The sequence below is a fragment of the Pseudofrankia coriaricola genome, assembly GCF_001854805.1.
Taxonomy (GTDB): domain Bacteria; phylum Actinomycetota; class Actinomycetes; order Frankiales; family Frankiaceae; genus Pseudofrankia.
In genome coordinates this window covers 1-23,981 of the sequence record NZ_MBLO01000041.1, presented here as the reverse complement: position 1 = coordinate 23,981, position 23,981 = coordinate 1, and the positions used below count along the sequence as shown (strand labels likewise).

The window sequence follows — 23,981 nt, the reverse complement described above, 5'->3', positions numbered from 1 at the left end:
AGCGTAGGAGCAAGCGAGTGGAGTGGTCGTCCGAGGGACGAGGACGGCCGCGGAGCGAGTGCGGCGACGGAGCGAACCCGAAACACAGTGAGCGTGAAGGCGGAGCGGGGCCGAGGCGCCATGAGCCCGGCGACGGCAGGCCTGCCGGCGGGATCGGGCCGGGTCGGGGTGGTCGGGGCGGGGCTGGTGGGGCTTGCCGTCGCCCGCCGGCTCGCCCACCTCGGCGCCGAGGTGACGGTCCTGGAGAAGGAGGACGACGTCGCCACCCACCAGTCCGGGCACAACTCGGGGGTCGTCCACGCCGGGCTCTACTACCAGCCGGGCTCGCTGAAGGCGACGCTGTGCCGGCGCGGCGCGGGGCTGCTGCGCGAGTTCTGCGCGGAGCACGGGCTGGTGTTCAACGAGATCGGCAAGGTCGTCGTGGCCCGCGACGAGGCCGAGCGCGTCCGGCTCGCCGACCTCGAACAGCGGGCGAGGGCGAACGGCGTGCCGGGCGTGCGCTGGCTCGACCCGGCGGCGCTGCGGGAGCTGGAACCGGGCGTCACCGGCGTCGCGGCGCTGCACTCGCCGACCACCGCGATCGTCGACTACCGGGCCGTGGCCCGCGCGATGGCCGACGACGTGCGCGCCGCCGGCGGGCGGGTGCTGTTCGCCTCCCGGGTCGGCGCCGTGACCCCGGACGGCGCGGGCGGCGGTGTGGCGGTGCACGCCGGCGAGGAGCGGTACCGGTTCGACCGGGTGGTGCTGTGCGCCGGGCTGCAGTCCGACGTCGTCGCCCGGCTCGCGGGCGACGACCCGGGGCCCGCGATCGTGCCGTTCCGCGGTGAGTACTACCGGCTCGTCCCCGAGCGTGCGGGCTTGGTGCGCGGCCTCGTCTACCCGGTGCCAGATCCGGCCTACCCGTTCCTGGGCGTGCATCTGACCCCGCGGGTCGACGGCAGCGTGGACATCGGCCCCAACGCCGTCCTCGCCGCGGCCCGCGAGGGGTACCGGCGCCGCGACGTCGACCCGCGGGAGCTCGCGGCGGTGCTGCGCTGGCCGGGGGCCCGCAGGCTGTTCCGCCAGCACTGGCGGGCCGGGGCGTGCGAGCTGCGCGGGTCGCTGTCGAAGCGGGCGTTCGTCGCCGCCGCCCGCGCCTACGTGCCCGAGCTGCGCGCCCGCGACGTCGTGCGTGCCCCGGCCGGCGTGCGCGCGCAGGCCGTGGACGCCGATGGCACGCTCGTCGACGACTTCCGGATCAGCCACCTAGGCCCGGTGACCGCGGTCCGCAACGCCCCGTCACCGGCGGCGACGTCGTCGCTCGCGATCGCCGAGCACGTGGTCGACTGCCTGGCCGCCGTCGCCTGAGCCCCGAGCCCCGATCCGTCGCTCCGGTCCTCGGTCGCCGAACCACCGCCGAACCGGCGGCCTCCGAACTGCCGGCCCCCGAACCGCCACTGCCACCGTCGCGCCGTCCCGGCCGGCCGCCGCCAGGCTGTTCCGCCGCGGTCCGGCCCCGCCCCCACAGAGTGAAACGAGGAACCGCACAGATGCTCATCGTCGACTCCCAGATCCACATCTGGAAGGAAGAGACGCCCGACCGTCCCTGGGTCCCGGGCGCCCGGGAACGGATCCGGCTCAACGGGCACCGCGAGGAGGCGTTCTCCTACGAGGAGGCGCTGAGCCTGATGGACTCCGCCGGAGTGCACCGGGCGCTGATCCTGCCGCCGAGCTGGGAGGGCGACCGGACCGACTACGCGCTCGAGGCCTGCGAGGCGTACCCGGACCGGTTCGGCGTGATGGCGCGGATCCCGCAGAACAAGCCGGCCGAGGGCGCGGCGATGATGCGCGACTTCGCGCAGAACCCCTACGTCAAGGGCACGCGGCTCACGTTCCACCGGCCGGTCGACCGGAACTGGATGATCGACGGCACGAACGACTGGTACTGGCCTCTGGCCGAGGAGCTTGGCATCCGGACGATGGTGCACGCCCCGATCTGGAAGGCCGAGCTCGGCGTCATCGCCGCCCGTCACCCCGAACTGCGGATCATCATCGACCACATGGGGATCATGGCGCGCTGCGTCGACGACGCGATCGGGTACTGGGTCAAGGAGACCGCGGACCTGCACGTCCACCCGAACATCTACGTCAAGGTCTCGGCGGTCCCGGGCTACTCGACGCACCCGTTCCCGAACCTGAACCTCGCCAAGTACGTGCGCGAGATGGTCGACGCGATGGGCCCGAGGCGCTGCTTCTGGGGCACGGACCTCACCCGGCTCATGGGTCACGGCCTGACCTACGCCGACACGATCGCCCAGTTCACCGAGCACTTCGGCCTCACTCCCGGCGAGCTTGAATGGATCATGGGTCGGGGGATCTGCGAGTGCCTCGACTGGCCGCTGCCGGTGGCCGCCGAGACCGCCCCCGCTGTGGAGGCGGCCCCGTGACGGGTCCCGACGCCACCGCCACCGCCACCGCCGGCGTTGGCCGCGCCGCCGGCGACGCCCGGGCGGCGGTCGACCGGGCCGACGGCGGCGAGGCGATCCTCGCCGCCTGCCGCAGCCTCGGCGTGGACGTGATCTTCTCCTCTCCGGGGTCCGAGTGGGCCCCGGTGTGGGAGGCGCTCGCCCGCCAGGCGCGCGACGGCGTCGCGGGCCCGCGCTACCTGGACCTCATGCACGAGACGCTCGCCGTGGCGATGGCGACCGGTTACGGCCTGGCCACCGGCCGTCCGCAGCTGGTGCTCCTGCACGCCGGCCCGGGCCTGCTACAGGGTGCCTGCGGGATCCACGGCGCGCTGCTCGCCGGGGTTGGCATGGTCGTCTGCTCGGCCGAGTCGCTCACCTACGGTGAGGGGTTTTCGGCGGGCAGCGGCGCCGTCGACCCGGGGTCGCAGTGGTACCGCAACCTGTCGATGGTCGGCGGGCCGCAGGCGTTCGCGGCGCCGTGGGTGAAGTGGTCGTCCCAGGTCGGCGACGTCGGCACGCTGTACGGGTCGGTGGTGCGCGCCGCGGAGCTGGCGGTGCGGGGGCCGGCCGGGCCGGTGTACCTGAACGTGCCGGTCGAGGTGCTGCTCGCGCCGTGGGACGCGGCGCGGGCGGACGTGCGGCCGGTGGCGCCGACGGGGCGGCGGGTCAGCACGGACGACGAGCTGGAGCGGGCCGCCCGGCGGCTGCTGGCCGCCGAACGGCCGGTGCTGGTCACCGAGTCGGTGGGGCGGGCGCCGGACGGGTTCGGGGCGCTGGTCGAGCTCGCCGAGCTGCTCGCGATCCCGGTGGTGGAGCCGCAGTCGGCGGTGTGCGCGAACTTCCCGCGCACCAGCCCGCTGCACCGCGGCGGCGAGGCCGGGGCGCTCACCCGCGAGGCGGACCTGATCGTGCTGGCCTGCTGCCGGGCGCCCTGGTACCCGCCGAGCAACCGGCCGGCCGGCGCCGAGGTGCTGGTGATCGACGACGTGCCGCAGCGGCCGGTGATGGCCTACCAGGTGCTCGGCGCCGACCAGTACCTGGAGGGCGACGTCGGCCCGACCCTGCGCGCGCTCAGCGCGAAGATCAAGGCACTGGGCGCCGACGAGCAGCGGATCGCGGCCCGGCGTGCCCAGCTGGCCACGCCACCGCCGCCCGCGACCCGCTCCGCCAGCCCGGCCACAGCTGCCGGTTCGGGTAGTTCGGGTAGTTCGGGTCGCTCGGGTGGCGGGCTGGACGCGGCGGAGGTCGCGGTGGCGCTGCGCGAGCTGCTCGACGGGCGCGCGGCGGTCGTCGACGAGACGATCACCCACAGCCGGGTCGTCGCCGAGCACCTGCGCGCCGAGGAGCCGCTGCGTTACAGCTACGTGCAGGGCGGGCTCGGCCAGGGGCTGGGCGTGGCGCTCGGCGTGAAGCTCGCCGACCCTGCCCGCGAGGTGGTGCTGACCGTCGGCGACGGCTCCCTGCTCTACAACCCGATCGTCCAGTCTTTCGCGGCCGCTCGCGGCCTCGGCCTGCCCATCCTGGTCGTCGTCTTCAACAACGGGCAGTACCGGTCGATGAAGCTCAACCACCTGCGCTTCTACCCGGACGGCGCCGCGGTCACCGAGGACGACTTCCGCGGCGTCGACCTCCCCGACGCCCCCGAGCTCGCGGCCCTGGCCGCCCCGTTCGGCATGTTCGGCGCGACCGTCACCGATCCGGCGGACCTGCGGCCGACCCTGGCGCGCGCCCTGGCGTCCGTCCGGTCCGGCACTACCGCGCTGGTCGACATCCGCCTCGCCCGCTAGCCACACCGCGATCCACCGGGTCCCCGAACCCCTCGCTCGCACGACCGCTACTGGAAGTCTTCCTCCGTCTGTTTGTCTGGAGCGCTCATGGCAGCCCCTCGCACCCTTGTGCCGGACAAAACGCTGCGCACGCTGGTCAGTGACATCTTCGCCGCCGCCGGCACCAGTCGGGAGCACGCCGACACCATCGCCGACGTGCTCGTCTGGGCGAACCTGCGCGACATCGACTCGCACGGCGTCTCCCGCGTGCCCCGCTACCTGGAACTGTTCGAGAAGGGCCAGGCGAACCCGAAGCCCACCATCGCGGTGGACGAGCTGCGCTCGGCCGTCGCCATCGTCGACGCGGACGCGGCGCCCGGCCCGGTGGCGCTCTCGCTGGCGATGGACCAGGCCGTCAGCATGGCCCGCTCCGCGGGCGTCGCCTGGGTGACCGTGCGAGGCACCGTGCACACCGGCACGATCGGCTACTACACCGAGGCCGCGGCCCGCTACGGCATGGCCGGTCTCGGAATCGTCGCCGGCGTGCCGAACATGGCCTACGTCGGGACAACCAGCGCCGGGGTGGCGACGAGCCCGCTGTCGGTGGCCATCCCCGCCGGCCGGCACCCGACCGTGCTGCTCGACATGGCGACGTCGGTGATCGCGCTCGGCCGGATCGCCGAGCACAGGGCGAAGGGCACGCCGCTGCCCGAGGGGGCGGCGCTGACGAAGGACGGCCGGCCGACGACCGACCCGGCCGAGGCGGCGCTGCCGTTGCCGGTCGGCGGGGCGAAGGGCGCCGGGATGTCGCTGGTCTTCGAACTGCTCGCGAGCGGCCTCGCGGCCAACCCGATCGTGTCCTCCTACCACTCCGGGACGCCGGAGGGCCGCCGGCACCGGCAGAACGCGGTCCTGGTCGCGGTCGACATCTCGGCGTTCGTGCCGGTCGAGCGGTTCCGCGGGATCGTCGACGAGACCGTCGACGCGATCAAGGCGCTGCCGCCGAGTGATCCGGACCGGGAGCTGCTGGTCCCCGGCGAACGCGGGGCGCGGACCTACGCCGAGCGGCTCACGAGCGGGGTGCCGCTGCCGGTTCCGCTGGTCGCCAAGCTGGTCGGGCATGCGCGGGCGCTCGGCGCGCCGGTTCCCGAGGGCCTCTGAGCCGGGCCCGCTGGCAGCGCCGGTGGCAGACGCCGCCGGATCGGATTCGCCGATCCGGCGGGAATCCCGGGCTCCGTCGATCCGGCGGAAATCTCGGGAGCGAGCCCGCGGCGCGGTGACCCGGCCGCGGGAACTGGTCACCCCGATTCCCGCGGCCGGGCCGGCCACCCTTCCCGACCGGTTTCCCGGCGGCCGGGAAACCGCTCGGGAGAACTCAGTCGGCGACCATCCGGTCATCGTCGGACAGATGCTCGACGGTGCGGCCGGTGGCGACGAACGTGCGGGTCACGTAGGCCGAGTCGTAGACCCAGAGGATTGTCATCGGAACCTGGCCGATGTTGCGGAACAGATGGGGGATGCCGGCCTCGACGTAGGTGGTGTCGAACGGCTCGAGCCGGGTGGTCTCCCCATCGACCTCGACCTCGGCGGCACCGGAAAGCAGCGTCACGTGTTCCACGCAGTTGTGGGTGTGCAACGGCGCTCCGGTACCCACGGGATAGGTACTGATTCCGGAGGTGAGGGTGATCTGTTCGGCCGCGCTGGCGCGGGTGATGAGCGGCAGCGTGCGGACGCTCCCGCCGCGGTCGAGCCGTTCCACCTGGCTCGCCTTGATGATCGTCACCGGGTCTCCTCCCAGGTCCGGCGTCGGCTCGGTGAGTGCCGTGCTTCGACGCGCGGGCCGCCATCCGACGGTAGAAGGCCACGTCAGCGCCCGCGAGCGCACAACCCGAAGCCTAATGTTTCGCCCGCGGGGACCAGTTCGGCGAGAAGCCTCTGGACAACTCCGGCCCGTTTCAGCATTGTTACCCAGGTCACCTGAAGGAGGACGCGCGTGCGACTGGAACCCATTCAAGAACTGACCCCGCGGCAGGCGGAGATCAGTGCGCGGATCACCGCTCGGCGCGGTGGCACGCGCGGCCCGTTCCTGGTCTGGCTGCGCAGCCCCGAGCTATGCGAGCGGGTCGAGTCACTCGGCGCCTACTGCCGGTTCGAGTCCGCGCTTTCCCCGCGGCTGCGGGAGCTCTCCCTGCTGATTGCGGCGCGCCACTTCGACGCCCAGTACTCGTGGAACGCGCACGTCGACAAGGCGGTCGACACGGGTGTCTCCCGCGAGGGGCTGGAGCGGCTCGCGCGCCGCGAGGACCCCCGGTTCCCGGCCGCCGACGACCAGCTGCTCTACCAGTTCGCCACCGAGGTGCTCGAGCGGCACTTCGTCAGCGACGAGACGTTCGCCGCCGGGCTCGCCGCCTTCGGCGAGCAGGGCCTGGTGGACCTCATCGGCTGCCTCGGCAACTTCTCGATGCTGGCCATGCTGCTCAACACCTTCCAGGTCGACCTGCAGGCCAGCCGGCCGGCGCCGTTCCCGGACATCCGCGGCTATGTCAAGATCGACTCAGACTCAGACTCCGAGGTCGAGGCCGCCCCTGACGCCGACGCCGCTTCCGAGGCAGGGCGTAAGCCGGAGCTGGTCGGCGGTCAGTGGCCGGAGAGGCCATGACCACCGCGGCCCCTGAGCAGGGGGCGCCCCGGGGAACCGGCCTCGCGGCCGCCGACGCGGTCGCGGCCGCCGGCGTCGGGAGCTCGGCTTCCGCGGACGTCGAGCCGGCGGGGCGCGGGCGTTCCGGCGCCGGGCCGTGGCCCGGGCGCGGCCAGGGCCAGGGGCGCCATCCCGGGTACGGGCACTCGTGGGGGTACCAGGGGGCGCGGTTCGCGGTCGTTGGCGTCTGGCTGCTGCTGATCGGCGTCTACGGCCTGACCGAGCCGGACACCTTCCTGACGGCCGGCACCTTCCAGACCATCTTCGGAAGCCAGCAGGCGCTGGTGTTCCTGACCGCGGCGTTACTGTGCACGATCTGCGTCGGGGAGTTCGTCGACCTGTCGGTGCCCTCAGTCTTCGGCCTCGCGGCGATCCTCGTGCCGGTGCTGACCGTCCAGCACGGCTGGAACGTCTGGTTGGCGAGCCTGGTCGCGATCGCCGTCGCCGTCGCCGTCGGGGCGGTCAACGGCGCCCTGGTCGTGCGCCTCGGCGTGAACACGATCGTCGTGACGCTGGGCATGGGGACGCTTCTGCTCGGCGTCGCGCTGTGGGTCAGCAACCTGACGCCGGTGAGCGGTCTGTCCAGTGGTTTCTCGAAGATCTCGCTGTTCGACGTCGGTGGCCTGCCGATCAGCTTCTACGAGGGCGTCGCGCTCATGCTGGTGTTCGCCTACGTTCACCTGGCCACCCCGCTGGGGCGGAACATGCGCTTTGTCTCGGCGAACCGCGAGGTCAGCCGGCTCGCCGGGGTCCGGGTGCACGGGATCCGCTTCGGTGCGTTCGTCGCCGCCGGCCTCGTCAGCGGCGTCGGCGGGGTGCTCGCCACGGCCGCCACCGGCGGTTTCGACCCGACCGTCTCCCAGAGCTACCTGCTGCCGGTGTTCGCCTCGACGTTCCTCGGCACCGCGATCCTGCAGCCCGGCCGGTTCAACCCGCTGGGGACGCTCATCGCCGTCTACTTCCTCGCCACGGGGATTCTCGGCCTGCAGCTGATGGGCGTGGCCGGCTGGGTCTCCAACGTCTTCTACGGCGGCGTCCTGGTGATCGCCGTCACGATCTCCACCCTCCTGCACCGACGCTCCGGCTGACCCCGCCCTGGCCGCGGTCCGCCCCCTGTCACTCCCGAAACTGGCGCAACACTCCCGAAAGGTTCTCGGACGATGCGGACATCCCTGAGACGTTCGGACCGCCGGCCGTTACCCCGCCACGGCATCGCGACCGCCGGGGCATTAGCGGCCGCGGTCGTACTGGCCGCCTGTGGCTCCTCCGGCTCGGATGACGGCGGCTCGGGCTCCTCGGCGACGGGCGCCGCCAGCGCCTCGCCGAGCGGCGACGCGCTGGCCGCCACGGTCGACAAGCTGCTCGAGCCCACCGCCGGCCTCCCGGTGCCGACCACCAAGCTCGACGGCGTCGCGGGACTGAAGGGCAAGACCGTCTACTACATCCCGATCACCCAGCAGTCCTCGCAGTTCAAGATCATCGGTGACGCGCTGACGAGCGCCATGGGCGCGGTCGGGATCTCGTTGCAGATCTGCAACGGCGGTGCCAACCCGACGCAGATCACCGCCTGCGTCAACCAGGCCATCGGCGCGAACGCCGGCGCGATCGTCACCGACGCCATCCCGTACGCGCTCGCCGCCAACGCGCTGGGCGCCGCGCAGGCGAAGAACATCCCGGTTCTCGTCACCAACCAGATCGCCGACCCAGCCCACCCCGTCAGCAAGACCCTCGGCTACGTCGAGGGCGGCGGCACCGCCCAGCTCGTGGCCGTCGCCGACTGGATCATCGTCGACTCCGGTGGCAAGGCGAACGTCCTCATCAACGGCAGCACCGACTCGCCGTCGTCGCAGGCCTACGTCCAGGCAGCCAAGGACGAGTTCTCCGACCACTGCCCCGGCTGCAAGGTGACGGTCAACCCGATCTCGTCGGCGAACTTCCCGCTGATCGCCCCGTCGACAAGCTCCGCGATCCTGCGCACCCCCGGCGTGAACTACGTCCTGTCGGAGTTCGACCAGTACCTGCAGCCGACGCTCGGCGGCGTCCAGCAGTCCGGAAAGATCACGTCAGTGAAGGGCGCGTCGGGCTCGGCGCAGCTCGCCGGCCTGCAGATGCTCGCGTCGAAGAACTTCCTGCACGTGGACGCCGGCCAGGCGTCGACCTTCCAGGGCTGGGTGGACGCCGACGCGGTGCTGCGGCTGATGCTCGGCAAGCCGCTGCCCACCTACGACCCGGTCGTGCGGCTGTTCACCCGCGACAACGTCTCCGGCCTGACACTGACGGCCGAGGGCGAGGCCTCCGGCGAGTGGTACGGCCCGACCGCCTTCCCGGCGCAGTTCAAGGCGCTGTGGGGAATGAGCTGACCCATGCCGCTCTCCCAACGGTCCGCCGGGACCGGCTTCGCCGACCGGGCAGGCGCCTCGGGCGTCGCCGAGCCGGTGGGAACACCGGGTGACGCGGCGGCGCCCGCCCCGACGGCCGCGGCCGTCGGGGCGGGCGGCCCCCCGCGGCTGCGCGTCGAGAACGTCTCGAAGACCTTCGGCCGCAACCGGGCGCTGCGCGATGTCCGCCTCGACCTGCGGCCCGGTGAGATCCACGCCCTCGTCGGCCAGAACGGCTCGGGCAAGTCGACGCTGGCCAAGGTGCTGACTGGCTACCACGCGCCGGACCCGGGCGGGCGGGTGCTGGTCGACGGCGTGGAGCTGCGCCTGCCGGTCCGGCCGCGTCAGGCGCGCGCCGCCGGGGTCGCCGTCGTCCACCAGAGCCTCGGCCTCGTCGGCGAGGCGAGCGTCGTGGAGAACCTGCGGGTCGGGCGGTTCCGCGCCGGCCGGTTCTCCCGGCGGATCCGGTGGCGCGAGGAGCGGGAGGCCGCGCTCGCGGTGCTCGAACGCCTCGGCCGGCCGCTGCCATTGCACGTCCCGGTCGCCTCGCTGCCCGAGGAGGCCAGGGCGACGGTCGCGATCGCGCGGGCGCTGCAGGACGCGCACCCCGGCCATGGGATGATCATCTTTGACGAGTCGACCCGTTCGCTCGGCCGGGAAGCGCTCGAGCACTTCTACGGCATCCTCGACGAGGTCGTCGCGACCGGAACGGCCGTGCTGATGATCACCCACCGGTTGGAGGAGGTCGTCGAAGCCGCGGACAGGGTGACCGTGCTGCGCGACGGCGTGGCCGCCGAGTCGGGCCTGCCCACCCAGGGCCTGCGCGCGACCGACCTGGCTCGCCTCGTCCTCGGTCGCGCCCTCACCTCGATGCCAGGCCCGGTTCGGACCCCGCCGGACCAGCCCGCGACGCCGGCACCACCGCCAGCGTCGGCGGCGGTGCCGGCGCGGACCGGGGCATCGGCCGATCAGGCGTCGGTCGAGACGGTGCCGGTCGAGACGGTGCCGGTCGAGACGGTGCCGGTCGAGACGGTGCCGGTCGAGACGGTGCCGGCCGAGATGGTGCTGGTCGAGGTCGCGCCAGCTGATTCGGAATCGGCTGGGTCGGGCGTGCCGGCGCGGGCCGCCACGCCCGCGAAGCCGGCGGAGCCGTTCGTCGAGCTGGTGGGGGTGTCCGGAGCGATCGCGCGGGATGTGTCACTGCGGCTGGAGCCGGGCGAGATCGTCGGCGTCACCGGGCTGACCGCGAGCGGGTACGACGAGCTGCCCTACCTGGTCGCGGGGGCGCGCCGCGCCGGCGCCGGCCGGCTCACCGTCGCCGGGACGTCCCTGGACCTGACGTCCCTCGACAGCCGGGCGGCGATCGCCGCGGGCGTGGCGCTCGTGCCGGAGGCGCGCGAGCACGCCGGGCTCGCGCTAGAGCTGACCGTCGGTGAGAACGTCCTGTTGCCCCGGGTGGCCCAGGCCGCCGGCGACGACGGGCCGGCCGCGCACGCCGGGCGGCGCGGCCGTCGGGAAGGGGAGGCCGGCGACGGCGCGGACGTGCCGCGTCGACACCGTGGCCACGGCGGTCACGGCGGTCAGGCTGGTCGGGCTGGTCGGCTACGCGGTGGCGGCGCGGACGGCCGGTCCAGTTCACGCGCGGTGCGCGGCCAGGCCGGTCGGGGCCGGAAGCGGGACTGGTACCGCCACGAGCCACCGGGGCGGATGCGCGGCGGGCTGACGCCGGTGGACCGGGACGCCGAGCGGGCGTTCGTGAAGCACTGGATCAACGCGGTCGACGTGCGCCCGCCGGCGCCGGAGCTGGCCGCCGGGAAGCTCTCAGGTGGCAACCAGCAGAAGGTGCTGCTGGCGAAGTGGCTGGCCGTGCGGCCACGGCTGCTGGTGCTACATGAGCCGACCCAGGCCGTCGACGTCGGTGCCCGGCATACCATCATCGCCACGATCCGCGAGGCGGCGGCGCGTGGCTGCGCCGTGCTGGTGGCCGGCAGCGACGAGAACGAGCTGGCGCTGCTGTGCGACCGGGTGGTCGTGTTCCGGGACGGCCGGGCAGCCGAGGAGCTGACGGGTGATCTCGCGCCGGACGCGATCGTTGCCGCGACGTTCAGCACCGGCGACCGTCGCGCTCTGCGCTCACCGTCCCGCGCCAGCGCCTCGGCCGGCGGCGTGGGCGACGGATAGGTATGCGCCGGGATAGCTTCCAGCGCACGGCGCCGTGGCGCTGGTTACAGCCGAAGGCGCGCGACGACAGCGAGCCCTGTCGCGTGCCCGGAGGCCCGCCGCGGTAGACCGACCGAGACCGGGAGGACCGATCGTGGACCGGATCACCGTCATGCGCAGCTTCGTCCAGGTCGGCGAGGAGGGCAGTTTCAGCCGGGCCGCGCGCAGGTTGGGCATCTCCGGCTCGCTGGTCTCCCGCCACGTCGCCGAGCTGGAGCGCCAGCTCGACATCCGGCTGGTGAACCGGACCGCGCGGGCGGTGACGCTGACGGCGGCCGGGCGGCGCTACTACGACTTCGCGGACCGGATGCTGCACGACCTCGACGCGGAGGACGCGGCGCTGCGCGGCATGCGGGAACGTGCCGAGGGGCCGCTGGCGGTGATCTGCCCGAAGTGGATCGGGAACCTCGACCTCGGCGAGGCGATCGCCGACTTCGCGGTCGACCATCCGAAGATCCACGTGCGGTTCGAGGTCGGCGGGATGTCGGACCGGGCGTTCGACTTCCTGGACCAGGGCTACGACGTCGCGTTCCACACCCGCGACCTGCGCGACTCGACAATGCTCATCCGCAAGCTCGCCGACATCGACTACGTGCTGTGCGCGTCGCCGGAGTACCTGGCCGCGCGGCCGCCCCTGAAGGATCCGGTGGAACTCGCCGACCATGACTGCCTGGTGCACCTGAACGACCCGATCTGGCACCTGCACGGGAACGGCCGGGAGGTGCACTCGAAGGTGCTGACGGCGGTGTACTCGTCGAACAGCTACCTGACGCTGCGCAAGGCGGCGGTGCGCGGGCGGGGGCTCGCACTCATGCCGATCCGGACGGTCGCGGCGGATCTGGACGCGGGGCTGCTGGAGCGCGCGCTGCCGGACTACCGCGGGCCGGCGCGCTCGCTCTACGCGGTGCACTCGCCGGGCGCGCACACGCTGCGCCGCGTGCGGGTTTTCCTGGACTACATCACCACCTGGTTCACCCGCAACCCGATGACCGCGACCTGACCGTTCACGCATCTTTAGAGTTCGCCAAAACCGCGGGCCGGGCATTGATCCGCCGTTCACGGCGGCCATAGTGTCGCCGTGCCGAGACACGATGCATGTCGAGATTGGAGTTCCTGACCGGTGACGATCCTTCGTATCGAGCGGGCCGTCTACGGCGTAGACGACGTGGCGACCTGCCGCCGGTTCTTCGAGGATTTCGGCCTTACCGCGGCGGCCCGCGACGACCCTGACGAATCCGCGGTACTCGCGACACGGACGAACCAGGTCGTGGAACTGCGCCGCCGCGACGACGCGGCACTTCCGCCGGCCGTCGAACCGGGCTCGACGCTGCGCGAGCTCGTCTGGGGCGTCGACGGCCAGGCAGCGCTCGACCGGCTCGTGGCGGACCTCCGCAAGGACCGGACGGTGGCCGTCGACGCGCGGGGCGTCGCGCACACCCACGACGAGACCGGCTTCGGCCTCGGGCTCGCCGTCGCCGACGTCACCCCGGTGGACGTGCCGCAGGCGGTGGTGAACCGGCCTGGCGCGCTGCGCCGCTGGAACGCGCCGCTGCCGCCACCCGACGGCGCGGTCCAGCCGCTGCGGATCTGCCACGTCGCCTGGAACATCCCGAAGAGGAACCGCGCCGAGGCGGTCGCCTTCTACGTCGACCGGCTCGGTTTCCGGATCACCGACGACGTGTTGCCCATGGGCACGTTCATGCGGGCCGGGGGGGACCAGGACCAGCACACCCTGCTGCTGTGCCACCGCCCGGACCGCGCCGGCGTGAACCACACCGCCTATGAGGTCGCCGGCTTCGACGAGGTGATCCTCGGCGGCAACCAGATGATCGCCAGAGGCTGGCGGGAGGCGCGCCGCCTCGGCCGGCACACCGTCGGGTCGAACGTCTTCCGGTTTGTCCACGCCCCGTGTGGCGGCCGTGTCGAGTACGCCGCCGACATGGACCGGGTCGACGCGTCCTACCCGGCCCGCGTCCACGAGACCGCCCCGCCGCACCACCTCTGGACCCTGCAGACCAATCGGGACGGAGACGAATGAGCACGCAGACGATTCCGCCAGCGCCGGCGGATGCCAGCTCACCGACCAACGCGACCGCTGTCGCCGGCTATCCCGAACTGGCGATGTACATCGACGGCCGGTGGACGCAGGGGAGCGGGAGCCGGCGCGAGCCGGTGCTGAACCCGGCGACCGGCGAGGTGCTCGGCCAGGTCCCGCTGGCCGAGGCCAGCGACCTGGACGCGGCGGTCGCCGCCGCCGAACGGGGTTTCGCGCTGTGGCGGGACCTACCGGTCGATCGGCGCGCCGCGATCCTGCACCGGACGGCCGACCTGCTACGCGCCCGGGCCGGTGAGATCGGCCGCGTGATGACCCAGGAGGAGGGCAAGCCGCACGGTGAGGCCACCGGCGAGGTCATGCGGGTCGCCACGCTCCTGGACTGGGATGCCGAGGAGGGCAGGCGTGCCTACGGCCGGATCATCCCGACCGGGCCGGGGGAGACCCTCACCGTCGCCCGGGCGCCCGTCGGACCGGTGGCGGCGTTCACCCCGTGGAACTTCCCCGCCGGCGGCCCGATGCGCAAGATCGCGGCGGCGCTCGCGGCCGGCTGCTCGATCGTCATCAAGGCCTCCGAGGAGACTCCGGGGACCGCGAACCTGCTGGCACGGGCCTTCGAGGAGGCCGGGCTGCCGGCGGGGGTACTCAACCTGGTGTTCGGGGTGCCGAGCGAGATCTCCGAACGGCTGATCGCCTCGCCGGTGATCCGGTTCGTCGCGTTCACCGGATCGATCCCGGTCGGCAAGCACCTGGCGGGTCTCGCCGCCGCCGTGATGAAGCCGACGATCATGGAGCTCGGCGGGCACGCGCCGGTGATCGTCTGCCAGGACGTCGACCCGGCCGAGGCGGCGAGATCCTGCGTGCGCGGGAAGTTCGCCAACGCGGGCCAGGTCTGCACGTCGCCGAGCCGGTTCTACGTCCACGAGAGCCACCACGACGCGTTCGTCGACGCGTTCGTCCAGGCCGCCGAGGCCGTCAAGGTCGGCGACGGGCTGGAACCGGGCGTCCAGATGGGCCCGCTCGCCAACCCGCGGCGGCGCGCGGCCGTGCACGCGCTGGTCGAGGACGCGCGGGCGCGCGGGGCGCGGGTGCTCACCGGCGGCGAGGTGCCGGCCGGGCCCGGGTTCTTCTACCCGCCGACGGTGCTCGTCGACGTGCCGGAGGACGCGGTGATGCTGCGCGAGGAGCCGTTCGGCCCGGTGGCGCCGATCGTGGTGTTCACCGACCTGGACGAGGCGATCGGGCGGGCCAACGCGCTACCGTACGGCTTGGCCGCCTACGGCTTCACGCACCGCGCGGACATCGCGGCGAAGCTGACCGGCGCGTTCGAGGCGGGCATCCTGTCGATCAACCATGTCGGCGGCTCGGTGCCGCAGGCCCCGTCGGGCGGCCTCAAGGAGAGCGGTCACGGCCGCGAGGGCGGCTCGGAGGGCCTGGAGGGCTACCTGGTCACCAAGCGGGTCTCGCACCGGATGCAGATCTGATGCGCTGGTGCCGGTTTCGAGACCTCGTCGCCCCCAGCGTCCGCCGACGCCTCGCCGGGGGTGGCGAGGCGGCCAGGCACACCGGCGGGCCTGGCGTGGCCCGGTTCGGGATCGTCGAGGACGGTGAGACGGTCCGGCCCGTCGACGGCGGCCCGTTCGGCGAGTACCGCCCGCGAGGCCGGCAGGCGCGCCGGCCGCTCGCCGAGGTGGAGCTGTTGCCGCCGGTCGTGCCGAACACGTTCTTCGCCGTCGGCCTGAACTACACCTCGCACATCCGGCACGCCCGCGAGCACGGGATGGCGGGCGCGGCCGTTCCGGAACGGCCGGAGGTCGGCTACCGCGCCAACAGCGCCCTCGTCGGCCACGGCGCCCCGGTCGTCAGGCCCACGGACTGCGCCGGCCGGTTCGAGGCCGAGGGCGAACTGGTCGCCGTCATCGGCCGGCCGGTGCGCCGGTGCACCCGGGCGCAGGCGCGGGACGCCGTCCTCGGCTGGACGATCGGCAACGACGTCAGCGCCCGCGGCTGGCAGCACGCCGACCGGACCCTGTGGCGGGCGAAGAACAGCGACACGTTCAAACCGATGGGCCCGTGGATCGAGACCGACGTCGACCCGATGAGCTCGCGGACGCTCGTCGCCGTCGGCGGCGAGACGGCCGCCGAGTTCGCCACCGGCGACATGGTCTTCGACCCGTACGACTACATCGCGGAGATCTCCCGATATATCACGCTGTCGCCGGGTGACGTGCTGTGGATGGGCACCGACGCGGTCGTCGAGATGCCCGCGGGTAAGACCCTCAGCGTGACAATCACCGGGATCGGGACCCTATCTAACCCGGTTGTCCAGGAAATGTAGGCCAGGAAATGCGCGGCGCAGGAAACCGTGTGGTCCGGAAAACCGGGTAGCCCAGAAGACCGGGTGGCTCAGAAAACCGGTAGTCCGGAAAACCGTGTAGTCAGAAATCTAGTGCAGGAAGACCTGGCGAACGGAAACCCAGGGGAGCCGGTATGAGCAGTCGTCCCGCCTATATCCACCACGTCAATTTCCCGACCACCGACCCCGAGCGGACCAAGGAGTGGTACTCCAAGGTCTTCGGCCTCAAGGCCATCACCCCGAAGAGCAACACCAAGGTCGTCCTGATGACGCGCGGTAACTTCGACCTGCACTTCACCCCGGTCGAGGAGATGGACCGCATGTCGCCCTACCACTTCGCCATGGAGGTGGAGGACTGGGACGGCTTCCTCGCGCATCTGCGCGAGCTGGGGGTCCGCTACACCCGCCCGATCGAGCGCCCCGAGAACAACTCCAAGTTCTGCTACATCCACGACCCCGACCACACCATGATCGAGATCGTCTACCACGCCAGACGGCCGGGCGGCCCCGGAGCGCCCGGCGGTCCTGCCGCGGGTGGCCCCGGCGCGGGCGGTCCGGGTGCGGGCGGTCCCGGTGCGGGCGGTGCCGCGGGTGCGCCCGCCACGAACGGCCAGGGAGGCTGACGTGCCCTACGCGACCTCGGCGGACGGCGCCCTGATCTACTACGAGACGCACGGCGCCGGGCCGGCGGTCCTGTTCGTACACGGCTCCGGCGGCCACCACGCCGCCTGGTGGCAGCAGGTCCCGCACCTGCGCGACCGGTTCACCGTGGTGACGCTGGACCTGCGCGGCTTCGGCCGGTCCGACTCGACGATGGCCGAGTACGACAGCCGGGCCTTCCCCGACGACATCGCCGCTGTCCTCGACGCGGCCGGCATCGCCCGCGCCGTGCTCGTCGGCCAGTCGATCGGTGCCGCCGCGGCGCTGAAGGCGGCGCTGCTCGACCCGGCGCGCGCCGCCGGCGTCGTGCTCGCCCATTCGCTCGGCGGCATCGACCACCCGGACCTGGCCGCCCGGGTCCGCGCCGACCGGGCCGAGGCCGAGAAGCTGCCGGTGCTCGACCGGCTGCTCACCCCGCGTTTCCGCGCCGCCGACCCGGCGCGCACGTTCCTCTTCCAGCAGATGGGCACCTTCAACACCGCGAAGATGGCCGACCTGCGCAATCTCAACACCGACGGCCCGACCGCCGCGGAGGTCGTCGCGTCGGGTATCCCGATCTGCCTGCTTGCCGGCGAGAACGACGCGGTGCTGCGCCCCGCCACGGTCCGCGCCGCGGCCGCGCTGCTGCCGGGCGCGACGCTCGACATCGTCACCGCCGCGCCGCACTCGATGTACTGGGAGACCCCGGAGTTGTTCAACGCCGCCCTCGACCGATTCCTCACCTCCGTATACGGCGCCGAGCTGCCGGGCGCGCTGTCGAGCTCTGGAGCGTCCGCATGACCTCTTCCCCGACCCTCACCGAGGCGCGCGCCCTCGTCGACGAGGCCCGGGCGCTCGCCCTCGACCTCGGCAAGGCGATCAGCGTCGCCGTCGTCGACTACGGCGGTTTCGTCGTGCTCGTCGAGCGGATGGACGGCGCCCGGCCGATGACGCCGAGCATCGCCGTCTCGAAGGCGTACTCGGCGGCCGTCATGCAGCGGCCGACCGAGATGCTGGAAGGCTGGCGCGACTCCGACCCGGTGTTCTTCGCCCAGGTCGGCCGGATGGGCCACCACCCGATCATCGCCACCAAGGGCGGCATCACCCTCAAACGCGACGGCGAGATTCTCGGCGGCGTCGGGATCTCCGGCGGCAGCCCCGACGAGGACCAGCGGATCTGCGAGCGGATCGTCAAGTCGGCCGGCTTTGAGCTCGACTTTGCCGCGTGGGCCGGCGCGAAGAAGGAGCGCAGCCGTGGCTGACGATTTCAAGTACCACATCGACCACCACGCGAGCCTGCTCACGCCGCCGGAGATCGTCGAGGCGCGTGCCGCGGGGACCGACGTCGATCTGCGCGCCGCCGAGGACACGGCCGTCAGCCGGACGCTGCTCACCCAGCGCCGCCTGGGGCTCGCGGCCTCGTCCGACGGCGAGTACCGACGGCGCAACCACCTGTCCGTCGTCTACGACGGCATCGCGGGCTTCGGCCCCGCCGGTGCGGCCGCTGGCCCGCTCGCCCGGCTCGTCGACGAGCGGCACGCCCCGGAGGTCCGGGCGCTCGTCGAACCGCCGGCCGAGCGCGGCCGACTGGTCAAGCATGAGACCGACTTCGTGCTCTCGGCGGTGCGGCGGCCCGTCCTGGTCGCCCTCCCGTCGCCGGGCTACGTCGCCGAACTGGCGGCCGAGGCGGGCGGGGCGGACCCGGCCGCGTCCGCGGACGCGGGGGAGCGGCTCGCGCGGATCCTGCGGGACGAGATCGCCGCCGCCGCCGCCGACGGCGTCCGCTACGTGCTGCTCACCAACCCGGCGTACGGCTTCCTGCTCGCCGAGCGGGGCCGCGCCCGGGCCGCCGAGCTTGGCCTCGACCCGGACGCGGCGATCGAGCGGATGCTCGCCGCCGACGCGCAGGTGCTCGCCGGCCTGGAAACGCCCGCGGAGTTCCGCGTCGGCCTGGACATCACGACCGCGGGCACGGCCGGCGGCCCCTATGACGCCGCCGCTGTGGCGGGCTTCCTCGGCCGGTCGCCGTTCGGCCGGCTGTGCGTCGAGTTCCCCCGCGATGCCGCCGCGCGGTTCCCGCTCGGCGAGCTGCCGTCGGGCCTGGTGATCTCCCTCGGTATCGTGGACGTGAGCGATCCGGCGCTGGAGAACGTCGACGAGCTGGTCGGGCGGATCGACGCCGCGGCCGAGGTCGTCGACATCGACGACATCGCGATCTCGACGAACGGCGGCTTCCGCTCGGTCCCGGGCGGCCTCGACGAGGCCACCCAGCGCGACAAGCTGCAGCGCGTGGAGATGGTCGCCCGTTACTTCTGGGGCAACGAGCTGTAGGAGCCAGCGGCCTGGGCGAATCCTGGATCATGGCTACTACCAGGCTGTCTGTGTCTTTCGCTCGCCCCTTAGCCCCTTGGCGGGCCTGCCGCCGACTGTCGACCGAACCACCGGCGGCCGCGCGATTTCCTGGCGCACCTCGGCCGCGCCCCCGCGGCGGCGCGGGGTTTCATCGCCCGACGTCGGCCTGGGGCGCGGCGAACGAGCGCAGGTGGGCGTAGGCGGCGTCGAGCGCGACGCGCAACGGCAGGACGTCCCGGTGGGTCCGGGCGAGGAGGACGCCGCCCTGCAAACTGGTGAAGACCGCGAGCGCCAGGAACTCCGGCTCCGCGTCGGGCACGAGTTCGCCTCGGGTCCGCATGCGTTCCAGGCCTTGCGTCAGGTAGGCCTGCCAGCGCTCGAAGCAGGCCGACAGGTCGGCGCGGGTGGCTTCGTCGCGACCGGCCAGCTCGCCGGCCAGGTTGCCGAGCGGGCAGCCGGGGAAGTCGCTCGCCGCGGTCTGGGTGGCGAACTCGTCCATCCAGGCGCGGATCGCCGTCCAGCTGTCGAGCTGCGAGAGCCGAGGCTGCTGCGCTTCGACCAGGCAGTCGAACCGGTCGGCGACGACCGCCCTGACGAGTCCGCCCTTGTCGCCGAAGTAGTGGTAGAGCTGGCTCTTGCTGGCCCCCGCCGCCGTGAGGATCTGGTCCAGCCCGGCCCCGGCCACGCCGCGGTCGTCGATCAGGGCCGACGCCGCATCGACGATTTTCTGGCGGCTGTGCCGGCCCCGGCCAGTCGTCGGTTGGTTCTTCACGACCTCACTCTAGCTTGGACTGGACAGATCGGTCCAGTCGTGGCTAGCGTAAGCCGCACAGAGCGTTCGCCCCGCCAGTCGTCCCACCTTCCGAGGGCCGCCTGGCGCCTGCCGTCGAACGGAGCGTTTTTCGTGTCATCGCTCACTGGAAGGCCCGCCGCGCTGGTGACCGGCGGTACCACCGGAATAGGTCTCGCGACGGCGCAGCTGCTGCATGCCGACGGGTTCGACGTGCTCGTCACCGGCCAAAATCCAGAAACACTTGCCGCCGCCGCCGAACAGTTGCCCGCCGATGTGGTCGTGCTACGTTCCGACGCCCGCGCACCGGCAGAGCCGGATCGGGTGGCGGCTGCCGTTCGGGATCGTTTCGGCCGGCTCGACGTAGTATTCCTCAACGCAGGTGTCGGCCAGCTCGTCCCGATCGGAGCAGTCGACGAGGCGACGTACGACGAAATGTTCGACGTGAACGTCAGGAGTCAGTTGTTCACGCTGCAACGGGTCCTGTCACTGGTGCGAGACGGCGGCTCCGTCGTGTTCAGTACGGCCCTGGGCGCCACGCTCGGTCTGGCCAACTGGTCGGTTTACAGCGCGACGAAGGGCGCGCTGACCGCCCTGGTCCACGCCTTGGCCGTGGAACTCGCGCCGCGAGGAATCCGGGTTAACGCGGTCAGTGCCGGCCCGGCGGACACGCCCGCGCTCTCCAAGCTCGGCCTGCCGGGCGCGGCGCTGGCCACGATGCGGAAAGACCTGGCCGCCGCGATCCCACTGGGCCGCCTGGGCGTCGCCCAGGACGTCGCCCGCGTCGTGGCGTTCCTTGGCTCCCCAGCGGCCGGTTTCGTCACCGGCACGACGATCGCGGTCGACGGCGGCCTCGGCGCGGCGGTCTGAGTCGGACGTCCAGGTCCCACGACAGCTTCACGAGAACGACAAGGACAAGGACACGCACATGACCACGACCAACGCCACCGCCCAGGACCAGAACCAGCCGCGGGTCGCGCTTGTCACCGGCGGAACCACCGGAATCGGCCTGGCCACGGCTCGGTTGCTGCACCGGGGCGGGTTCGCCGTCGCGATCACTTGCCAGAACCCCGAGACGCTGGCGGCGGCGCGACACGCATTGCCCGACGACGTTCTCGTCCAGCGCGCCGACGCCCGGGTCCTGGCGGACGCCGACGTGCTCGCCGCCGAACTCCGTGACCGGTTCGGGCACCTCGACGCGGTGTTCCTGAACGCCGCCGTCGCCCAGCCCTCGCCGTTCGGCTCCGTCACCGAAGAATCGTACGAGGAACATTTCGGAGTGAACGTGAAAGGGCAGTTCTTCACGTTGCAGCGAGTGCTGCCGCTGCTCCGCGACGGCGGTGCCGTCGTGTTCAACAGCTCGCGGCTGGTGGCCCGGTCGTTTCCCGGGATGTCGCTGTACGTCGCCACCAAAGGAGCGCTGGCGTCGATGGCCAGGGCGCTCGCCGTGGAACTTGCCCCCCGGCGGATTCGGGTCAACGTCGTCAGCCCTGGCCCGGTCGACACCCCGGCGCTGGCGAAACAAGGGCTGTCCGCCGCGGAACTGACCAGTCTTCGCGCGACGCTGACGGCCAAGGTTCCGCTCGGCCGAATAGCGTCGGACGAAGAAGTGGCCCGGACCGTCGCTTTCCTGGTTTCGGACGCGGCCAGTTACCTCACCGGCGCCGACGTCGTCGTCGACGGCGGGATGATGGCCAGCGTCTAAGACCCGTGGCGGCACCGGTTCCGGTCGATCTCACCCACTTAGCCGAAGGAACTCAGACCAGTCATGGACAAGGCCGAACTCGACGAACAGAACCGTCGGGTGACAGCGGAATATCTCACCCGGGGCGGCGTGGTCAGCGGCGACTACCAGGGCAAGGACGGGGACGACCGGCGGTGACCGTCCTCGTCGTCGGCGCTACCGGCCGAACCGCGTCGCACCTCGTCAGGTGCCTGCTGCGGGACGGCGTGCCGGTGCGGGCGCTGGTGCGGGACCGGGACAAGGCCGAGACCGTGTTCCGCGCCACCCGGCGTCCTGCCACCGGGCACCTCGAAATCATCAGCGGTCCCTTCGACGACCCAGCGCTGCTCCTGTCCGCGACGACGGGGTTAGACGCAGCCTTCCTCGCGCTGTCCACCAGCCCGCGGCAGATCGCGCTGGAGCGGAACGTCGTCGACGCCGCCGCCCGGGCGGAACTGCCCCACCTGGTCCGGCTGTCCGTGTTCGACGCGGACCTCGACGCCGGCTACGAGATCGGCCGACGCCACGGCGAACTCGACGCCTACCTGGCCGCCTCCGGGGTGCCGCACACCCTGCTCCGCCCCACCTATTTCAGTAGCAACCTGCTGGTCGCCGCGCCCTCGATCGCGGCGACCAGCAGGTGGGCCGGGCTGGTACCCGACGGCAGGGTCGCCCTGGTCGACACCCGCGACGTCGCCGAGGCCGCCGCGGTCGTGCTGCGGGACCCCGCTGGCCGCGGAGCGGCCTACCAGCTGACCGGGCCGGAGGCGCTGACATTCACCGAGATCGCCGAACGCTTCAGCCGGGTGCTGGGCCGGCGAATCAGCTACGACGCCGCCGACGAAGCCCATGTGCGCGCAGCCATGGCTGCCCGGGGCGTACCGGGCTGGCTGGCCGACGTCGCCGTCGGAATCGACCTGGCGATGCAGGACGGCCGACACTCCCAGGTAACCGACGAGATTCGCGCGCTCACCGGCGCGGCGCCTCGCACATTGGAGATGTTCGTCGAACCCAACCGCGCCGCCTACACCCCGCCGGGCTAACCGCCACGTTCAGCACCGAACTCGCGGAGACAGCACCTGCGGCGGGGGGCTGCGGTCCGGACTGCGGTTGCCTCGCCACGACCAGCCCGTCGAAATCCGGTCCGGTGCCGCTCACGCTGTTCCCAGTCCGACCTGACATCACGTTCGAGCACGGCAGCCGCTCTGCCATCGCGATCACCTCCGCGACCGAACCACTCCTTCCCTACCCGGCACAGCCACGGAATTCCTCGGCCACCCATACATGATCAAACGATCACGACAAACCACCGCTACTACAGGGTCACCCGACGGGCGATCGCCCACAAGGGGCGACAGTCAGGCCGTCAGGCCCAGGTGGCGCAGGAGTTCCTCGTGCGCCCTCTGACCGTAGTATTCGAACATCTGGGCGAGCAGGCCGTCGCGGAAGGTTACCCGGATGGCGAGCTTGTTCTCGTACTGCCCGCCGCCAACCAGTTCCGCGACCATGCGCTCCTCGACGAAGGCCACCTCGGGGTCGTCGGTCTGGTAGAAACGGACGTCATGCACGTCGATTCGTGTGGTGGCGGCGCCGAAGCCCTTGAATAGCTGCGCCAGCGCCGCTCGGCCCTCGACGAGCGCCGGGAAGCTCCCGACGGGGTAGGCCACCTCATAGCGGGCGTCGTCGTGCCAGCAGGCGATGAACTCGTCGATACGCCCGGCGTAGAGCAACGCGCTCGACGTCCTCCAGACCGCCTCGTTGCGCTCACGGGCAGCGGCCAGCTGGGTCGGAGACGGGGTTGTCGTGGTCGCGGTCATTGCATTTCCTCCGGTGGTTTCTTCGCTACGATGTCGTGTTCTGCCGAGGATCAGCGCGAAAGGATCAGCGCGGTGTGAACGCGGTCGCGGCGAGCCGGGCGTAGCGACGACGGGTGAGGATCCACAACAGGTGCATGGCCCGCGGGACCGACGCGAGCAGCTCGGCTTGTTCCACCTCGTCGAGGTGCGACAACAGCCAGGGGGCGGTGAACGGAAGCTGGCTCACGGGCGTCATCCGTACGGCTTTCGCGTTCAGCTCGTCGAACTCGGCGCCAGTAAAATGGCGGGCGAACAGCGGGACGATCTCGTCATCCTCGAACCCCAGGTGACGGTCGAGGTGGTCTGACAGGTCCTCGGCGAGGGCTGCGGAGCGTCCGTGGTCGCCGCTGACGAGGGCCGCGCGGAGCTGGTTCAGGATCGCGTCGAGTTCCGCGTGGTCGGATTCCAGCGCAGGCGCGTAGTCGCCGTAGGTTGCGACACGGGCGGCCAGCGCCGGGAACAGCAGTGTGTCCTCGATGCGGTGGTGGAGTTGGATCTCCTCGGCGAAGCCGTGGAACCAGCGGGCGAGCGCCCTGGCGGTGTGGGCGTCCGCCGGTGGTGAGGACGCGGCTGCGGCCAGCCGGGCGGCGCTCGCCCGTAGCGCCTGGTGGACCCGGAGATAGCTGCTGAGGTTGGGAGTGGAGGCGGCTGGACGGGTGTTCGTTCGCATGGTGCAAGGATGTGAGCCCGGGCTGGGACGAAA

General features: G+C 72.2%; 23 protein-coding genes. 19 read left to right on the top strand and 4 right to left on the bottom strand.

The window, feature by feature from the left end:
- The first annotated feature begins 120 nt into the window (after positions 1-120).
- The 4 genes from lhgO to BCD48_RS08595 all read left to right on the top strand — a co-directional run bounded on the left by lhgO (position 121) and on the right by BCD48_RS08595 (position 5,374).
- The gene (gene lhgO, locus BCD48_RS08610; protein ID WP_071047790.1) at positions 121-1,347 is read left to right on the top strand and encodes an L-2-hydroxyglutarate oxidase; all 1,227 of its coding nucleotides are present in this window, start codon (positions 121-123) and stop codon (positions 1,345-1,347) included.
- A gap of 182 nt (positions 1,348-1,529) precedes the next feature.
- Positions 1,530-2,426, top strand: coding sequence for an amidohydrolase family protein (locus BCD48_RS08605; RefSeq protein ID WP_071047789.1), 897 nt, complete (start codon positions 1,530-1,532; stop codon positions 2,424-2,426).
- On the top strand, positions 2,423-4,234 hold the full coding sequence (locus BCD48_RS08600) for a thiamine pyrophosphate-dependent enzyme (protein WP_241841596.1): 1,812 nt from the start codon (positions 2,423-2,425) through the stop codon (positions 4,232-4,234). Before BCD48_RS08605 ends, BCD48_RS08600 begins: the two co-directional genes overlap by 4 nt.
- Before the next feature lie 87 nt (positions 4,235-4,321).
- Complete coding sequence (locus tag BCD48_RS08595; protein ID WP_071047788.1) at positions 4,322-5,374, top strand: Ldh family oxidoreductase; 1,053 nt, start codon at positions 4,322-4,324, stop codon at positions 5,372-5,374.
- Positions 5,375-5,588: 214 nt separating this feature from the next.
- Here BCD48_RS08595 and BCD48_RS08590 read toward each other — a convergent pair whose 3' ends face one another.
- Positions 5,589-5,996: a cupin domain-containing protein gene (locus tag BCD48_RS08590; protein WP_071047787.1), complete on the bottom strand. Its 408-nt coding sequence runs from the start codon at positions 5,994-5,996 to the stop codon at positions 5,589-5,591.
- A 210-nt stretch (positions 5,997-6,206) separates the two neighbouring features.
- On the opposite strand from BCD48_RS08590, the gene BCD48_RS08585 reads away from it, so the two are divergent.
- From BCD48_RS08585 to BCD48_RS08530, 12 genes are all read left to right on the top strand, one after another.
- Positions 6,207-6,872 carry a carboxymuconolactone decarboxylase family protein gene (locus tag BCD48_RS08585; protein ID WP_083418346.1) on the top strand — a complete coding sequence of 222 codons (666 nt, stop codon included), beginning with the start codon at positions 6,207-6,209 and terminating at the stop codon, positions 6,870-6,872.
- On the top strand, positions 6,869-7,999 hold the full coding sequence (locus BCD48_RS08580) for an ABC transporter permease (RefSeq protein ID WP_071047794.1): 1,131 nt from the start codon (positions 6,869-6,871) through the stop codon (positions 7,997-7,999). The genes BCD48_RS08585 and BCD48_RS08580 overlap by 4 nt, the downstream gene beginning before the upstream one ends.
- 72 nt (positions 8,000-8,071) lie before the next feature.
- Positions 8,072-9,271 (top strand): sugar ABC transporter substrate-binding protein, encoded by a 1,200-nt coding sequence (locus BCD48_RS08575; RefSeq protein WP_071047786.1) that lies wholly within the window; start codon positions 8,072-8,074, stop codon positions 9,269-9,271.
- A gap of 3 nt (positions 9,272-9,274) precedes the next feature.
- Positions 9,275-11,470 (top strand): ATP-binding cassette domain-containing protein, encoded by a 2,196-nt coding sequence (locus BCD48_RS45720; protein WP_083418345.1) that lies wholly within the window; start codon positions 9,275-9,277, stop codon positions 11,468-11,470.
- 133 nt (positions 11,471-11,603) lie between these two features.
- Positions 11,604-12,509 carry a LysR family transcriptional regulator gene (locus BCD48_RS08565; protein ID WP_071047785.1) on the top strand — a complete coding sequence of 302 codons (906 nt, stop codon included), beginning with the start codon at positions 11,604-11,606 and terminating at the stop codon, positions 12,507-12,509.
- Positions 12,510-12,629: 120 nt separating this feature from the next.
- Entirely contained in the window at positions 12,630-13,547 is a 918-nt protein-coding gene (locus BCD48_RS08560) for a VOC family protein (RefSeq protein WP_071047784.1), read from the top strand.
- Positions 13,544-15,046 (top strand): NAD-dependent succinate-semialdehyde dehydrogenase, encoded by a 1,503-nt coding sequence (locus BCD48_RS08555; protein WP_083418344.1) that lies wholly within the window; start codon positions 13,544-13,546, stop codon positions 15,044-15,046. Before BCD48_RS08560 ends, BCD48_RS08555 begins: the two co-directional genes overlap by 4 nt.
- Complete coding sequence (locus tag BCD48_RS08550) at positions 15,046-15,900, top strand: fumarylacetoacetate hydrolase family protein (RefSeq protein ID WP_083418343.1); 855 nt, start codon at positions 15,046-15,048, stop codon at positions 15,898-15,900. The genes BCD48_RS08555 and BCD48_RS08550 overlap by 1 nt, the downstream gene beginning before the upstream one ends.
- A 152-nt stretch (positions 15,901-16,052) precedes the next feature.
- The gene (locus BCD48_RS08545; RefSeq protein ID WP_083418342.1) at positions 16,053-16,541 is read left to right on the top strand and encodes a VOC family protein; all 489 of its coding nucleotides are present in this window, start codon (positions 16,053-16,055) and stop codon (positions 16,539-16,541) included.
- A 1-nt stretch (position 16,542) separates the two neighbouring features.
- Positions 16,543-17,358, top strand: coding sequence for an alpha/beta fold hydrolase (locus tag BCD48_RS08540; protein ID WP_071047791.1), 816 nt, complete (start codon positions 16,543-16,545; stop codon positions 17,356-17,358).
- The gene (locus BCD48_RS08535; RefSeq protein WP_071047783.1) at positions 17,355-17,819 is read left to right on the top strand and encodes a GlcG/HbpS family heme-binding protein; all 465 of its coding nucleotides are present in this window, start codon (positions 17,355-17,357) and stop codon (positions 17,817-17,819) included. Before BCD48_RS08540 ends, BCD48_RS08535 begins: the two co-directional genes overlap by 4 nt.
- Entirely contained in the window at positions 17,812-18,888 is a 1,077-nt protein-coding gene (locus BCD48_RS08530) for a uroporphyrinogen decarboxylase/cobalamine-independent methonine synthase family protein (protein WP_071047782.1), read from the top strand. Before BCD48_RS08535 ends, BCD48_RS08530 begins: the two co-directional genes overlap by 8 nt.
- A gap of 169 nt (positions 18,889-19,057) precedes the next feature.
- On the opposite strand, the gene BCD48_RS08525 is transcribed toward BCD48_RS08530, so the two are convergent.
- A complete protein-coding gene (locus BCD48_RS08525; RefSeq protein WP_071047781.1) occupies positions 19,058-19,681 on the bottom strand; it encodes a TetR/AcrR family transcriptional regulator in 624 nt (207 codons plus the stop codon).
- A 132-nt stretch (positions 19,682-19,813) separates the two neighbouring features.
- Between BCD48_RS08525 and BCD48_RS08520 the strand changes: the two genes are divergently transcribed.
- The 3 genes from BCD48_RS08520 to BCD48_RS08510 all read left to right on the top strand — a co-directional run bounded on the left by BCD48_RS08520 (position 19,814) and on the right by BCD48_RS08510 (position 22,465).
- Positions 19,814-20,569, top strand: coding sequence for an SDR family oxidoreductase (locus tag BCD48_RS08520; RefSeq protein WP_071047780.1), 756 nt, complete (start codon positions 19,814-19,816; stop codon positions 20,567-20,569).
- Between the two features lie 58 nt (positions 20,570-20,627).
- Complete coding sequence (locus BCD48_RS08515) at positions 20,628-21,404, top strand: SDR family oxidoreductase (protein ID WP_071047779.1); 777 nt, start codon at positions 20,628-20,630, stop codon at positions 21,402-21,404.
- A gap of 173 nt (positions 21,405-21,577) precedes the next feature.
- A complete protein-coding gene (locus tag BCD48_RS08510) occupies positions 21,578-22,465 on the top strand; it encodes an NmrA family NAD(P)-binding protein (RefSeq protein WP_071047778.1) in 888 nt (295 codons plus the stop codon).
- Positions 22,466-22,780: 315 nt separating this feature from the next.
- Here the strand turns inward: BCD48_RS08510 and BCD48_RS08505 are convergent, their stop codons facing one another.
- Together BCD48_RS08505 and BCD48_RS08500 are read right to left on the bottom strand one after the other, a co-directional pair.
- The gene (locus BCD48_RS08505; protein ID WP_071047777.1) at positions 22,781-23,239 is read right to left on the bottom strand and encodes a nuclear transport factor 2 family protein; all 459 of its coding nucleotides are present in this window, start codon (positions 23,237-23,239) and stop codon (positions 22,781-22,783) included.
- A 64-nt stretch (positions 23,240-23,303) separates the two neighbouring features.
- A complete protein-coding gene (locus BCD48_RS08500; protein ID WP_071047776.1) occupies positions 23,304-23,948 on the bottom strand; it encodes a hemerythrin domain-containing protein in 645 nt (214 codons plus the stop codon).
- Between the last annotated feature and the right edge of the window lie 33 nt (positions 23,949-23,981).